The organism is Janthinobacterium sp. TPC_1 (assembly GCF_056037845.1).
Genome location: NZ_CP195157.1, coordinates 5,659,947 through 5,673,760 on the forward strand (window position 1 = coordinate 5,659,947; position 13,814 = coordinate 5,673,760).

The following is a 13,814-nucleotide window of genomic DNA, read 5'->3' on the forward strand; positions in this document are numbered from 1 at the left end:
CATGTATGATCCACCACTTGAATTTGGTCCACCTTTCACCATTCACGGGGCGCTATGTCCGCACAAACAGATCCGAACAAGGAAGCGGCCCAGGCCGATGCGGAACGCGCCGCCGATCTCAGCGAATTGCTGGGTCATGTCAATACCAGCTGGGACAATGAACGGCGCGCCCTGTCGCGCCAGCTGCACGACAGCCTCGGCTCGTCGCTGACGGCGCTGACCATGCATTTGTCGCTGCTGACGCAAAAAATGCCGCAGGAAGCGGCCTTGCTCGACCGCGCGGCGACCATGAAGCAATTGCTGCTGAATGTGATCGAAACGAACCGGCAAATGCAGATGAAGCTGTGGAATGACAAGCTGGAGTTTCTCGGCGTCAATGTCGCGCTGGGCGAACTGGCCACGCAATTTGCCGAACAGCACAAGATCACTGTGCGCTGCAGCCTGCCCGAAGATGAACTGATTTGCCCGCGCAACGTGGGCGTGGCCCTGCTGCGCACCCTGGAAGAGGCGCTCAGCAACATCGCCGCGCACGCCAACGCCACGCAAGTGGACATCATCATCGACGACAATGACGAAGCGCTGATGATGACCGTCAAGGATAACGGCAGCGGCTTGCCGCCCAGCGAGCCGGTCGAAATGAGCAAGCACGGCCTGCGCTCCGTGCGCGAGCGCGTGCACTACCTGGGCGGCAGCCTGAGCCTGGCGGCCAATCCGCACGGCGGCACGGCCCTGACCGTGGTCTTGCCGCGCATTAGCCCGAAGGAATAGCCACCGCCTTGCCCAGCGTCAAGGGCCGGGGAACGGCAGCGGCTCGCGCGCCACCGGCCGGCTGGCCCGTCGCTGCCCATGTGGCAATTACCCCGTGGAAAAAGTTCTGTGCCGACAAGGGTAGCTCGCAGACCAGCGCCACCATGCCATCTGGCGCCTCAGGCATTTCACGGGACAAGTTAAGGCTCACGTCAATATTGCCAAATTGCACCGTTTCTCGGCGCGGGTACGGCCCGTCCAGCGACAGCCTGAAGGCAAGCGGCGTGGACGCCGCATCGGCGGAAACCTGGCACTCCAGCCATGCCTGCCCTGCCTGCCCTGCCCCGCCCGCCCAGGTAACAAGAACAAGCTGGTTGCCGCGCGCGCGCATGCGCCACTGGCCTTCGCCACCCTGAAGGCCATCGCTGCGCTGCGGCGTGAAAGAATCGTGCATGATTGCTCCTGGTAGTGATTGGGCCAGCAATGTCATTCCATAAAGTATAGTTGGCCTGCCGCTCCATCGGGCGGCGCGCAGCGCCTGCACTGCGAAAAAGCATCACTTTATTGCAATTATTGAATGCAAATATCTGAAGAACAGGAGACCGTATGCAAGGCCTTGCCACGACGTGGTTTGTAGTTCTGCTGGGCATGACCACCGCCCAGGCCGCCGAAAAAACCGTGCCGCCGCCGGAAACCGTGGACAAGCTGGCCTGGCTGGCCGGCTGCTGGAACGTCGACGGCGCCGAGCCCGGTTCCGGGGAGCAATGGAGTACGGCTGCCGGCGGCACCCTGCTCGGCACCAGCCGCACCGTCAAGGGCGGCAAGACGACGGCCTTCGAATTCGTGCAGATCCGCCTCACCGAACCGGGCCAGCTGGCCTACATCGTGCAGCCGTCGGGCCAGCCGGCCGTAGTGTTCAACCTGCTGCGCCAGGACAAGCCGAATGAATTCATCTTCGCCAACCTGGACAATGACTTCCCGAGCCGCATCATCTACCGCCACGACAGCGAGCGCATCTTGCACGCCAGCATCACCGGCACCTTGAAGGGCAAGCTCACCACCATCGATTTTCCCATGACGCGGGGCCGCTGCGACGCGGCGCCCGTTGCGCACGGCAAATAGACTCCCCCTCCCAGGCAGAAACCGGAGCCGCGCTTGACGGCCCTGCCTGCCTCAAGGCGGCGAGCGCCCCCCCGTGGCCGCAGGAGGACGCAGGGCGAAGCCGGCGGCCATGCCCAGCCAGCCCGCGAACCAGGCAATGAAGGCCGCCACGTGGCCATACTCCCAGCGGCCGCGCAGGCGCGCATAGGCTGCGGCGAATTCTTCCTGGCTCACGTCGGCGCTATTGCCCCATTCCGCATTGACGGGGGCGACGAGGAAAGCCCACAGCAGCAAGGAGGCAAGCAGCGCGGCGGCCGATGCGGCCAGCAGGCGGCCATGGGGCAGGCGCCTGGAGCGAAAAGCCAGCACCGCCGCGGCCGCCAAGGCGGCCATTTGCACGGCGCCCCCTGCCGGGCCAAACAGGGCGTACAGCGTGCTGGTCACCTGCGCATACAGGGCCGGCGGATATAAGCCAGCTTGACGGGCAGCTCCAGCAGATGCGCGGCACCCGGCGCGAGCCCGAGGGCGGTCAGGGTCAGGGCGATGACCTGCAGTAAGCGTGACGGCATGCCGGCCTCCTCTCCTAGAGCGCGCGCACCTTCCATTTCTGGTTTTCCTTGCCGTCGCAAGGAAAGATTTTCAGCTGCACGGCATTCGCCTCGCTGGCGTGATCGACGCCTATGCAATTTTGTGGGTCATCGAGATTTCTGAGGGTAAAGAAAGGAGTATCAGGCACCTCTTGCCATTGCTGATTTGGCTTCCTGTCGCAATCAAATTGCCGAATATCGGCGCCAGGCCTGGAGCTGCCGCCATCCACGCCCATGCACTTGCCGCTCTTCTTGTTCTTCATGCGGAAGTACGCCGAACCCGGCACAGGATCGTGTATCCACCGTTGATTCTCTGCGTTGTCGCAGTCAAATTGCTTGATATGCGCCCCGGCACTGGTACTGGCGCGGTCCACGCCGATGCAGCGGCCAGACTTGGCATTCTTGAACTCGACTGCTGCATCCTTCTTGAGTGCTTCTGTTGACTGCCCGGCCTCCGGCTGCGCAGCATAGGAAGTCAGACAACACAAAAAAGCCATCAGCAAGATTGCGTATCTCATCATTTCCTCCATTGTTATTCTTCATCGGAGTGTGCTTGATCCCCGTGGCGATGAGTCGAAAAAGCGGCGAAAAGGCGGCGAAAGGCGCCGCGTGTGGAAGTGCAATCGAATTGCAGTCGAGGGCTGTACCAGGAAAGCAACGCACATTGCTATGACCATCGCGCGGCAAGCCCGGTTCCCGGCCTGGCATGGCGTTCAGCGTATCGACCGCATCTGGAAACCTTTTTTGTAGCCGGTGTCGGGTACCCTCGCGCCGGGCGCATAGGTTGGCGAGGCCGTGCCCTTGCAGTGGCGCCGGGTCCACATCGTGGCGCCCCGCTGGCTGCCTGCGATCAGCGATTTCACAGGCAAGACGTGGCCCTTGCGCAGCATCCAGCAAATGGTCGGGCCCAGTTGCGTAAACGTGACCTTGTCGCCCTTGTAGTGCTTGCCCGTCCACAGGGAGAAATGATCCTTGCCGCAGGAGGCGGCCAAGGCTTCGCTTGAACCGGCGGGTGCGATCCAGACCGCGGTACCGTTGGCTAGCGTGATGATGGTGACGCCTTCGGCCGTCACCGCCTGCCGGGAAGCCGCCCCCTGCTGTGACGCGGTCTCCAGGGCAAATGCGGCAATATCGGCCTTGGAAAGCACCGGCCGCTCGTCGTCCTGCGAATCGGCAATGGCAGGCGGCACGGCCGCCAGGCACAGCAGAACGATGAACGAACCAAGCCTGCGGCGGCGTTTGACGGCAATATCGGCAATGCTATCCAATGCAATCGCAGGCATGGAAGGCCCCTCCATTCCGGTCGGTACGCGTGATACTGCAAGCAGCTTCAGTTAGACAGGCCGGTAGCGGGAGATTCCATTAAACAGACGACAAAAAGGGGCCTTGCGGCCCCATTTTGATCTGACGCAAACTGTGGAATATAACTGTTTAATGCAGCTTGACCTGCGGCGTGCTGCGCTTGATCAGGAAACGGCCCATGGCCATGACGGCCGTGCGCACGCTGCCCAGCACGGCATTGTGGTGCATCAGGTGCAGGCTGACATACATCATGCGCGCAACAAAGCCTTCGACGAACCAGCTCAGGCCCTTCAGCGAACCCATCAGGGTACCGACCGACGTCGTGCGGCCGAACGACACGAGCGAACCGTAATCGAGGTATTCATACGGTTTCGTCTGCGGCGGCTTGCCCTTGGCTTGCAGCAAAAAGGTCTTCAGCAGGTAATCGGCCTGCTGGTGGGCCGCCTGGGCGCGCGGCGGCACCAGCTTGCCGTCCGGCCCCATGCAGGCGGCGCAATCGCCGAGCGCGAAGATATTCGCGTGGCCCTGCACATTGAGCATGCCCGTCACTTCCAGCTGGCCGGCGCGGTTGGTCGGCAAGCCCAAAGTGGACAGGAATTCCGGCGCGCGGATGCCGGCGGCCCACACGCAGATGTCGGCCGCATAGCTGGTGCCGCTGGCCACCGTCACCTTGTCGGGGTCGATGGACGTCACGCGCGTATCGGTCACCACGGTGATGCCATGCTGATGCAGCAGTTTCGAGGCGGCAATGGAGACGCGCTCGGGCAGCGGCGCCAGGATGCGCGGCGCCCCTTCCAGCAAGGTGATGCGCACGTCCTTGATGGCGTTGAGATTCTGGAAGCCATACGCGGCATATACGCCGCTCGCTTCGCGCAGTTCGGCCGCCAGCTCGACGCCCGTGGCGCCGCCGCCGATGATGACGATGTCGACACCGGGATGGCCGGCGTCGCCCTGGCGCTGCTCGGCCATGGCCAGCAGCTTGAGCAGGGTCAAACGGAACCGTTCCGCGTCTTCCGTGGCATTCAGGGAAATCGTGTTTTCCTGGGCGCCGGGCACGCCGAAGTAATTCGAGGTGCTGCCACACGGCCAGCACCAGCTGGTCATAGCTGACTGTGCGCTGCGGCAAGAGCTGTTCATCCTTGTCGGTGGCGATGGCGCCCACGGTGAGGCTGTTGCTGGCCGCGTCGAGCGCGATCAGGGGGCCATAGACATAGGTAAAACCATTGTCATGCGCCAACATCTGGTACGACAGGCCCTCTTGATGAATATCCAGGGTGCCGGCCGCCACTTCATGCAGCGACGGCTTCCAGATGTGATACAGCCGGCTGTCGACCAGGGTCACCTGGCCGGGGCCGAGCTTGCGGCTGAGTTTGCAGGCCAGCTCCAGGCCGCCTGCACCTCCTCCTACGATTACGATTTTACTGTGCAAAGATCCTCCTGCGTGTTAATCCCTGTGCCCGTTGCCGTTGCCGTGACCATTGCCATTGCCATTGCCATTGCCATGGCCCTTGCCCGGCTTGTTGTCATGCTTGTCGCGCTTGTCATCATGCTTGTCGAAGTGCTTGTCATGCTTGTCGTCATGACGGCCGCGGTCGCCATAATCGGGACGGCCATGGTCACCATGTTGCTGGCGGTAACGGGGCACATATTGGTTGTTATACCAACTATCTTGGACGAAATATACCTCTTGGTTACAGGCATTATACTTGCGGCAGTGCTTGGACCAGTTTTTCGCATGGCCGGGCGGCACGCGCAAATAGATGGGGCGCGCCGAATAGTATTGCGGGCGCTGCACGATGACGGGCTGGGCGTAGATCAATTGCGGCGCGGGATAGTCGCCGATGTCGAGGCGTCCGTAAAAGCCTGGCTGGCCGACGGTGACGGAGACGCCAACCTGGGCGACAGCAGCGGTACCTGCCGACAGCAGGACGGCGGCGAGAATGAGGGTTTTCATGGGGACACTCCTTTTATCAGTTATGCCGCAATTGTAGACCTTGTGTGACCAACTGTTTGTTCGCAAGGACACATAAGGACTGCCGTGGCAATCTCACCACAGCTTGCCCAAAGGCACTACCAGGCCGCTGAACAGCGACCAGTCCGGTGACGCCGCCGTCAAGCCGCGCGCCATGCCGATATCGATGGCCAGCCGGGGCGTGGGACTGTAGGTGGCCGCCAGCAGCAGTTGCGCCGTGGCCCGTGCGCCGCGCAGGCGCGTGCCCGACATTTCCGCCGTGGCGCCCCAGCGCTCGCTGACGGGCGTGGAAAAGGAGGCCGCCCAGCCCGTCTGCACCCGGCCCGACACCGGGTCGGATGCGCCCAGGCGCGTGGCGTTCACATTGGCGTCCATGTGCACGGCGCCCAGGTCGCGGCTGAGAATGCCGTTCAGCGACACGTCGCTCTTGCCGCTGCCGATGCTGTCCTTGGCCGTGGGCAACTTCCAGCCCAGTTCCAGGCCCAGCGCCGTGGCGCTGTCGAGCATAAAGGCGCGCTTGAGCACGACCGTCGTGTCGCCCACGCCCGTCTCGCGCCGGCCCGTGTCGTCGCGCGCGCGCACAACACCCTCGCCTTCGAGCAGCACGCCCCATTCGGGCGTGAACGCCAGCTTGAAGGTGTAGGGCAGGCTGGCGCGGCGCGTATCGTCCGTTTTCGACAACAGGCCGCCCGCCTCGAATTCCAGCTGGCCCGGCACGGGCAGCTGGGCGGGGCTGGCCACCGAAGGACGGTAAGGCAGGACGGCATCGCTATCCTGCGCCTGCGCCAGGGGCGCCAGGAACAGCAGCAACAGGGAGAAACGGAAGGACGGCAGGACAGGAGATGGCATGGGGAACCCGGAAGTGGCAAACGCGCAATAGCGACAGCCTACCACCGCCGCGCCGCTTGCGCCCGGTCCAGCCGCCGTCAGGCCAGGCGCCGCACGCCCGGCCTGGCCGCCGGCGCGGGCCGGCGCAGCGGCGTGACATTGCTCGATGCCGGCACGGCGATGCCCTCGGCCTGGGCATGCAGGCGGAACACGCCCACCAGCTCCGTCAGGGTCTGCGCCTGGTCCTGCAGCGATTCGGCGGCCGCCGCCGCCTCCTCCACCAGGGCCGCATTCTGCTGCGTCACCTGGTCCATCTGCAGCACGGCCTGGTTGACTTGCTCGATGCCGGCGCTCTGTTCCGCGCTGGCGGCCGTGATTTCCTGCATGATGTCGGCCACCTGGCGCACGCTGGTGACCACTTCGTCCATCGTGTGTCCCGCGTCGCGCACGAGTTTGGCGCCCACGGCCACCTGCTCGACGGAGTCGCCGATCAGGATCTTGATTTCCTTGGCGGCACTGGCCGAGCGCTGGGCCAGGTTGCGCACCTCGGCCGCCACGACGGCAAAACCGCGCCCCTCCTCGCCCGCCCTGGCCGCTTCCACGGCTGCGTTCAGGGCCAGAATATTGGTCTGGAAGGCGATGCCGTCGATGACGCTGATGATGTCGACGATCTTGCGCGACGAGGCATTGATCGATTCCATGGTCTGCACCACCTGCCCCACCGCAGCGCCGCCCTTGCCGGCCACGTCGGACGCGGCGCCGGCCAGCGCATTGGCCTGGCGCGCATTGTCCGCGTTCTGCCGCACGGCCGAGGTCAGCTGCTCCATCGACGACGCCGTTTCTTCCAGGGAACTGGCCTGCTCTTCCGTGCGCGACGACAGGTCCAGGTTGCCCTGGGCGATTTCGCTCGACGCCGTATGGATGGTATCCGTGCCCGAACGAACCTGGCTGACGATGCCCACCAGCTTGTCGCGCATGGTTTTCATGGCAAACAGCAGGCTGGCGCTGTCGTGGCTGGCCGTGCGGATCTCGACGGTGAGGTCGCCCTCGGCAATGGCGCCGGCGATCTTCACAGCATACGCCGGCTCGCCACCGAGCTGGCGCGTCAATCCCCGCGTGATCAGCGCACCCAGCGCCAGGCCGACCGCCACACTGCCCAGCACCAGGGCGAGCATGAAGCTGCGGCTGGACTGGTACACGCCGGACGCCTGCTCGGCGGCCGCCTTGGCGCGCGCTTCCTTCTGCAGCGAGAGCTTGTCCAGCACAGCGTCGAGTTCGTCCGCATGCTGGCGCGTCTTGTTGAGCAGTTCGACCAGTTGCGCGCTGCGCTGGGCCAGCGGTTCGCCCGCCGCCAGGGTCAGTGCCTGCTGCATGGTGGCAATGTACTCGGCTTCGACAGTGGCGAAGCGGGCAAACAGTTCCTTGGCCGCTTGCGTGACGAACAGCGGTTCCGCCTTGGCAAGGTAACTTTTATTTAATTCGAGAAATTTGGCGATGTCGGCCTGGCGCGTGGCGCGCTCCTCGGCGGTCGTGGCCAGCAAGAAATTGCTGCGCGCGCGGCCCACCTTGATCAGGGCGATATTGGCTTCCTTGATGTACGACAGGCCCAGCAATTCATGGTTGTACATCTGCCCCGCCATGGTGTCGATCTTGCCCATGTTGAAGATGCCGATGCCGGCCACGATGGCGCCCAGCAGCGCCACGCAAAAGAATGCCGCCAACAGGCGCGTGCCCACCTTCATCCGATTCAACATGATTCCTCCGATGGCCTGGCGGCCGATACGCAACGGGACCTCAGCTTGAATATAAAGAAAAAAGCAGGAGGAAAATGCTCGGATTGTCACTAAACAACAATTCATTGATTTATAGCAACATGCAAAACGGCTTGCCGTGCTAGGCAAGCCGTTCCGGCAGGTGCTTAATGGGCCAGCTTAATGGCCCGTGTGCGCGCCAGGCTTGCGCACCGTCATCTCCACGCCGCCTTTCACCAAGGGCTTGCCCGCGCCCTGGCCGCGCACGGCTTCCGGCAAGGCGCCCGTCCATTCATACGCCACGCTGCCGGCCGGATGCTTGTACCAGCCCGGGTCGCGGTAGTCGCCGGCTTTCTGGTCCTTGCGCACCTTGACCGTGGTAAACATGCCGCCCATGCCGATGGCGCCGAAGGGGCCGTCGCCGGCCATCATCGGCAAGGTATTGTCGGGGATCGGCATCTGCATCTCGCCCATGTCGGCCATGCCCCGCTCGCCCATCACCATGTAGCCGGGCACGAGCTGGTTGACCTTCGCCGCCACGCCCTGGTGGTCAACGCCGATCATGGTCGGTACGTCATGCCCCATGGCATTCATCGTGTGGTGCGACTTGTGGCAGTGGAAAGCCCAGTCGCCCAGGTCCGTGGCCGTAAACTCCACGGCGCGCATCTGCCCTACAGCCACGTCCGTCGTCACTTCGGGCCAGCGCGACTCGGGACGCGTCCAGCCGCCATCCGTGCCCGTCACCTCAAATTCGTGGCCGTGCATGTGGATCGGGTGATTCGTCATGGTCAGGTTGCCCACGCGCACGCGCACCTTGTCGCCCTGGCGCACGACCATGGGATCGATGCCGGGAAAGACGCGGCTGTTGAAGGTGAACAGATTAAAATCCGTCATGGTCATGATCTTCGGCGTGTAGCTGCCCGGGTCGATGTCGTAGTTGCTGAGCAGAAAGACGAAGTCGCGGTCCACCTGCATGAAATGCGGGTCTTTCGGGTGCGTCACCCAGAACCCCATCATGCCCATGGCCATCTGCGTCATTTCATCGGCATGCGGGTGGTACATAAAGGTGCCGGGCCGCTTGGCAACAAATTCATACACGAAAGTCTTGCCGGGAGGAATGCCCGGCTGGGTCAGGCCCGTGACGCCATCCATGCCGTTGGGCAAGCGCTGGCCATGCCAGTGCACGCTCGTGTGTTCCGGCAATTTGTTGGTGACGAAGATGCGCACGCGGTCGCCCTCCACCACTTCGATGGTGGGACCGGGCGACTGGCCATTGTAGCCCCACAGGTTCGCCTGCATGCCGGGCGCCAGTTCGCGCACGACGGGTTCGGCCACCAGGTGAAATTCCTTGACGTTGTTGTTCATGCGCCAGGGCAAGGACCAGCCATTCAAGGTGACGACGGGGTTGTACGGGCGCCCGTTCGGCGGCGGTGGCGGCGCTTTCGTTTCCGCGCCGGCCATGCTGACGGCTTCCGGCAACGACGCCGCACCCACGCGGCTGACCGCAGCCGCACTCAGGGCGACGGCGCCCGCATTCATGAAAAAGTTTCTACGTGTAATCATCATTATTCCTTGTTGGCAAGACCGCTGCCGTTGATGGCGCCTTGCAATTCAGTTTGCGCGATCCAGAAATCGCGCTGGGTCTCGATGGCGCTGTTCACGCTGGCAACTTGCTCGCGCGCGTCGGCCAGCAGCTCGAACACGCTGGCCAGCATGCCGTTGTAGCGCAGCAATACTTCATGCGAGATCGTCTTGCGCAGCGGCACGACTTCATCGCGGTAGTGGCGCGCCAGGTCGTAGGCCGTGCGGTAGCTGGAATACGCTTCGCGCACTTCCGAGCGTGCCTTCACCGCCGTGCCCGCCGTGCGCTGCAGCGACTGCTCGTACAGCGCTTGCGCCTTCGCATTGCGCGCCGTGCCCCAGTCGAACAGGGGCAGTTCCAGCGACACCTCATAGCCGTTTTCGCGCGGCGCCTCGCTGCTGCTCTTGTTGGTATAGCCCACGTCGAGCACATTGACGAAACCCGTCGTCACCTTGGACAGGCCCAGCGCGTCCGCCATCGCATGCGCGTCGAGTTTCGCTCTTTGCACGTCGAGGCGCTGCTCCATCGCCTGCGCCTCGATATTGCCGGCGTCGGCCGGCTGGGCCGGCAAGTCGGGCAAGCGCGACGGCAAAGTGAACGCCGTCTGCTTGCCCCACAGGCCCAGCAAGCGCGTCAGGTGCTCGCGCTTGGCCGTGGCCTGGTGGCGCGCGCGGGCCAGGTCGCCGACGGCGTCCGCGTAAAACACTTGCTGGCGCGCCTGGTCGAGGCGGCTCCAGTTGCCCGCCTGCTGCAAGCGCGTGGCCAGTTCGGCGCCCGCCTCGGCCGACAGCAGCGCGCGCTGCATGAACTGTTCCGTCTGCACGGCGGCCACCGCATTGAAATAGGCGCGGCGCGTCTCAAGCGCCAGCTGCACGGCGCTGCCGGCGGCCTGCAGCTTGGCTTGCTCGAAACGGCCCCGCTCGATGTTCACGCGCAGCGGCATGGTCAAAGAGGCCCGCCAGGTCGAAGCTGACGCCACGGTCGATTTCATTGCCGTGGCTGCCGTGCGAGCGGCCGAACGACAGGCCGGGATTGCGCAAGCGCCCCGCCTGCACCAGGTCCGCCTCGGACGCGCCCAGTTCGGCCAGCGCCACCTTCATGCCGTGGTTGTTCATCAGGGCGATGCGCACGGCGCTGTCGGCATCCAGGGGCTGGGCCAGCAGGGACGCCAGTTTTTCCTCGCCGCCCTTGTCCGTCAATGCCGCGGGGGCGCCCGTGCGGGCGTCCGCCAGCGCGGACACCGTCTGCATGCCGCCATCGGGGCTGAAGCTGGCGCAGCCGCCGAGCAGCAAGGTAGCCGCCAGCGCCAGCGGCGTGAGGCAAGTTGATTGAGAGAAACGGGTCATGTCAGTGTCCCTCATGCTGGTGTTGCGGGGCGGGTTGGGCATCGGGCCTGGGGCCGGGCTTTTCCATCGGCATGGTGTGCCCTTCCATCTTGTGGCCCTTCATCTTGTGGCCGTCCATCTTCATCATGCCCATGTGGCCGCCGGCCTTGCCGACTTTGTCGTTGACGGCGCGCCAGGTCTGGTCGGGCGTGGAGTCTCCCTCGGCGGCGGGACGGTAGCCGGTGAAGGCGGAACGGTAAGTGGCGGCCGGCACGGACGCTTGCGCCTCTTGCGGAGCGGACGGGGATTGCGCTGCGGCGGCCAGCGGCAGTACAGCCAGCGCGAAGCTGAACAGGTGTTTCATGGTATTCCTTGAATGACGGGTATGGCGCGGCGGGCGCGCGGCTGGAACGCTGGCGTGGCCGCTGCAACGTGCAGGGACGTGCGACGGCGGCGCCGCCAGGTTCAACGGGCGGTCAGGCGGAGCGCGTGCTTCTCGGGGGACGTTCGGGGCCAGGCGGGATATGCCCGGCGAACAGGGAATCGGGCGCCAGCGCCGGGGGCGGCGCGCGCAGGGTCAAGGCGTGCAAGGCAGGCATGCCGGGCGGCGCCGTGGCGCCCACGGTGCAGGCACCATGATTGCTGCAATCGTGGCCATGGTGGGTGGCGCCGCCATCGTCCATGGCCATCTTCATCGGCTGGCCCTGCATCAGCATGTCGCCCATGTCATGGCACTGGGGCGCCTGCATGGCCTCGGCGGCGACCGTGACCGCTGCCGCCAGCTCGTCCACGCAGCAGCTGCGCATGGCCGACGCAAAGCCCTGCAAGGGCAAGGTGACGACCAGCAGCCAGAGCAGCGAGCGGGCGAGTGAGCGGAAAAAGGCGCGGTTCATGGCAGGACTATAAACCTTCCCACGCGAGGAAGGTCAAGCCCCTATTTGCGCCCGCCGCCGTGCGTCAGCCAGATGACGTAGGCGCCGTAGTAGCCCTGCCCCTCCAATATGACCTGGCCCTCGGCAAAATGGATTTTCTCCACTTTATTGACGGTAAAATACGCGCGGCCATCGGCCGCCTCCACGTCGCCCAAGCAACGGGCGCGGGGCCGGCAGTAGCCGCTGGCTGGCGCGCCCGATGGCCCACATCAGGTCGCCGATCATGAAGTCGTACATCATTTCGGCCAGCAACGGCCGGTGCCCCGCCAGCATGGCCGTGATATCGGGGTAGCCGGCGTCCCTGAGCTCGGGCAAATCGCTTTCCTCGTACTGCAGATCGTCTTCACGGCAATCCTGCACGAAACTGTTGAACGGTTCGTCGAGCAGTCCCGCCAGCCCCGCTTCCGGCACGCTCAGGCGGAACGGGTGCAGCGGCAGCACGCTGTGCTGGCCGTAATTGAGTTCGCGGCAGTCGAGCAAGGCCAGCGGGTGCGGCTGGCCACCGACCTCGCAGCGGATGCCGGAGGCCTGCGCCATCAGCTGCCCATCCCCGCCGCCCGCATCAGCAGGCGCATTGCCCAGGCGGCCAGGCCCAGGGTGGCCACGCTCGCCAGCCAGATGCCGGCCATCCACGCCAGTCGCTTCCGCCATGATTGTTGCCCTTGTTCAAATTGTTTCATCAATGATAGCCATCTTCCGGCAAGACTTTGCCACGAAACACATAATAGGACCACACCGTATACATCAGGATCACGGGAATGATGAACAGCGCGCCCACCAGGGTAAAGCCCTGGCTTTGCGGCGGCGAGGATGCCTCCCAGATCGATACCGACGGCGGGATGATGTTGGGCCACACGCTGATGCCCAGGCCCGTGTAGCCGAGGAAGACGAGCGCCAGGGTGCACAGGAACGGCGCCGTTTGCCGGCCCCGCCGCAGGGAGCGCAGCAGCAGCCAGCCCGCGCCCGCCACCAGCAGCGGCACGGGCAGGAAGAAGAACAGTTGCGGCAGCGCAAACCAGCGCGCGGCGATGGCCGGGTCGACCAGCGGCGTCCAGACGCTGATGACGGCGATCACGCCCAGCAGCAGCCACACCAACACGCGCGTGACGCGGTAGGCGTGCGCCTGCAAGCCGCCCTGCGTCTTCATGATCAGCCAGGTACTGCCCAGCAAGGCATACGCCGCCACCAGCCCCGCGCCCGTGAACAGCGAAAACGGCGTGAGCCAGTCCAGCGCGCCGCCCGCATAGCTGCGGCCCTCCACCGGCATGCCCTGGATGTAGGCGCCCAGAGTCACGCCCTGGAAGAAGGCGGCCGCCACCGAGCCGAAGATAAACGCCTTGTCCCACACGTGGCGCTCGTGCTCGCGCGCCTTGAAGCGGAATTCGAAGGCCACGCCGCGGAAGATCAAGCCCATCAGCATGAAGCTGAGCGGCAAATAGCAGGCGCTCAGCACCACCGAATAGGCGAGCGGAAAGGCGGCCAGCATGCCGGCGCCGCCCAGCACCAGCCAGGTTTCGTTGCCATCCCATACAGGCGCGACCGTATTCATCATCACGTCGCGCTCGCTCTTTTCCTGGAAAAACGGATACAGGATGCCGATGCCCAGGTCGAAGCCATCCATCACCACATACATCATGATGCTGAACAAGATAATAATGGCCCACAGTAGTGGCAGATCAATGCCCAT

17 protein-coding genes and 2 pseudogenes are annotated in these 13,814 nt (G+C 64.4%); 2 read left to right on the top strand and 17 right to left on the bottom strand.

The window, feature by feature from the left end:
* Positions 1 to 54 precede the first annotated feature (54 nt).
* Entirely contained in the window at positions 55 to 768 is a 714-nt protein-coding gene (locus ACQVLG_RS27525) for a sensor histidine kinase (RefSeq protein ID WP_230540730.1), read from the top strand.
* Here ACQVLG_RS27525 and ACQVLG_RS27530 read toward each other — a convergent pair.
* Positions 752 to 1,201: a hypothetical protein gene (locus tag ACQVLG_RS27530; protein WP_474291921.1), complete on the bottom strand. Its 450-nt coding sequence runs from the start codon at positions 1,199 to 1,201 to the stop codon at positions 752 to 754. The genes ACQVLG_RS27525 and ACQVLG_RS27530 overlap by 17 nt on opposite strands.
* A 152-nt stretch (positions 1,202 to 1,353) precedes the next feature.
* On the opposite strand from ACQVLG_RS27530, the gene ACQVLG_RS27535 reads away from it, so the two are divergent.
* Positions 1,354 to 1,869 (top strand): DUF6265 family protein, encoded by a 516-nt coding sequence (locus tag ACQVLG_RS27535; RefSeq protein WP_474291923.1) that lies wholly within the window; start codon positions 1,354 to 1,356, stop codon positions 1,867 to 1,869.
* A gap of 51 nt (positions 1,870 to 1,920) precedes the next feature.
* Here the strand turns inward: ACQVLG_RS27535 and ACQVLG_RS27540 are convergent, their stop codons facing one another.
* The 16 genes and pseudogenes from ACQVLG_RS27540 to cydB form a co-directional block, all read right to left on the bottom strand.
* Positions 1,921 to 2,292, bottom strand: a complete 372-nt coding sequence (locus tag ACQVLG_RS27540; RefSeq protein ID WP_474291925.1) for a hypothetical protein — start codon at positions 2,290 to 2,292, stop codon at positions 1,921 to 1,923.
* Complete coding sequence (locus tag ACQVLG_RS27545) at positions 2,289 to 2,417, bottom strand: hypothetical protein (RefSeq protein ID WP_474291927.1); 129 nt, start codon at positions 2,415 to 2,417, stop codon at positions 2,289 to 2,291. Before ACQVLG_RS27545 ends, ACQVLG_RS27540 begins: the two co-directional genes overlap by 4 nt.
* A 14-nt stretch (positions 2,418 to 2,431) precedes the next feature.
* On the bottom strand, positions 2,432 to 2,965 hold the full coding sequence (locus ACQVLG_RS27550) for an RICIN domain-containing protein (RefSeq protein ID WP_474291929.1): 534 nt from the start codon (positions 2,963 to 2,965) through the stop codon (positions 2,432 to 2,434).
* Between the two features lie 183 nt (positions 2,966 to 3,148).
* The gene (locus ACQVLG_RS27555; RefSeq protein ID WP_474291931.1) at positions 3,149 to 3,718 is read right to left on the bottom strand and encodes a hypothetical protein; all 570 of its coding nucleotides are present in this window, start codon (positions 3,716 to 3,718) and stop codon (positions 3,149 to 3,151) included.
* 148 nt (positions 3,719 to 3,866) lie between these two features.
* Positions 3,867 to 5,166: pseudogene (locus ACQVLG_RS27560) on the bottom strand (NAD(P)/FAD-dependent oxidoreductase).
* A 15-nt stretch (positions 5,167 to 5,181) separates the two neighbouring features.
* Complete coding sequence (locus ACQVLG_RS27565; RefSeq protein WP_474291934.1) at positions 5,182 to 5,691, bottom strand: hypothetical protein; 510 nt, start codon at positions 5,689 to 5,691, stop codon at positions 5,182 to 5,184.
* A gap of 93 nt (positions 5,692 to 5,784) precedes the next feature.
* Positions 5,785 to 6,558: a transporter gene (locus ACQVLG_RS27570; RefSeq protein WP_474291936.1), complete on the bottom strand. Its 774-nt coding sequence runs from the start codon at positions 6,556 to 6,558 to the stop codon at positions 5,785 to 5,787.
* A 77-nt stretch (positions 6,559 to 6,635) separates the two neighbouring features.
* Entirely contained in the window at positions 6,636 to 8,291 is a 1,656-nt protein-coding gene (locus ACQVLG_RS27575) for a methyl-accepting chemotaxis protein (protein WP_474291937.1), read from the bottom strand.
* A 177-nt stretch (positions 8,292 to 8,468) separates the two neighbouring features.
* The gene (locus ACQVLG_RS27580; protein ID WP_474291938.1) at positions 8,469 to 9,851 is read right to left on the bottom strand and encodes a multicopper oxidase family protein; all 1,383 of its coding nucleotides are present in this window, start codon (positions 9,849 to 9,851) and stop codon (positions 8,469 to 8,471) included.
* Positions 9,852 to 9,853: 2 nt separating this feature from the next.
* Positions 9,854 to 10,813, bottom strand: a complete 960-nt coding sequence (locus tag ACQVLG_RS27585; RefSeq protein ID WP_474291939.1) for a TolC family protein — start codon at positions 10,811 to 10,813, stop codon at positions 9,854 to 9,856.
* The gene (locus ACQVLG_RS27590) at positions 10,728 to 11,216 is read right to left on the bottom strand and encodes a hypothetical protein (protein WP_474291940.1); all 489 of its coding nucleotides are present in this window, start codon (positions 11,214 to 11,216) and stop codon (positions 10,728 to 10,730) included. Before ACQVLG_RS27590 ends, ACQVLG_RS27585 begins: the two co-directional genes overlap by 86 nt.
* Position 11,217: 1 nt before the next feature.
* On the bottom strand, positions 11,218 to 11,559 hold the full coding sequence (locus ACQVLG_RS27595; RefSeq protein ID WP_474291941.1) for a hypothetical protein: 342 nt from the start codon (positions 11,557 to 11,559) through the stop codon (positions 11,218 to 11,220).
* Between the two features lie 112 nt (positions 11,560 to 11,671).
* Complete coding sequence (locus ACQVLG_RS27600) at positions 11,672 to 12,088, bottom strand: hypothetical protein (RefSeq protein ID WP_474291942.1); 417 nt, start codon at positions 12,086 to 12,088, stop codon at positions 11,672 to 11,674.
* A 144-nt stretch (positions 12,089 to 12,232) separates the two neighbouring features.
* Positions 12,233 to 12,778 (bottom strand): hypothetical protein, encoded by a 546-nt coding sequence (locus tag ACQVLG_RS27605; protein WP_474295909.1) that lies wholly within the window; start codon positions 12,776 to 12,778, stop codon positions 12,233 to 12,235.
* Entirely contained in the window at positions 12,664 to 12,954 is a 291-nt protein-coding gene (locus tag ACQVLG_RS27610; RefSeq protein WP_474295823.1) for a DUF2474 domain-containing protein, read from the bottom strand. The genes ACQVLG_RS27605 and ACQVLG_RS27610 overlap by 115 nt, the downstream gene beginning before the upstream one ends.
* Positions 12,855 to 13,814, bottom strand: a pseudogene (gene cydB / locus ACQVLG_RS27615) (cytochrome d ubiquinol oxidase subunit II); the annotation flags it as partial. The gene ACQVLG_RS27610 and the pseudogene cydB, both read right to left, overlap by 100 nt.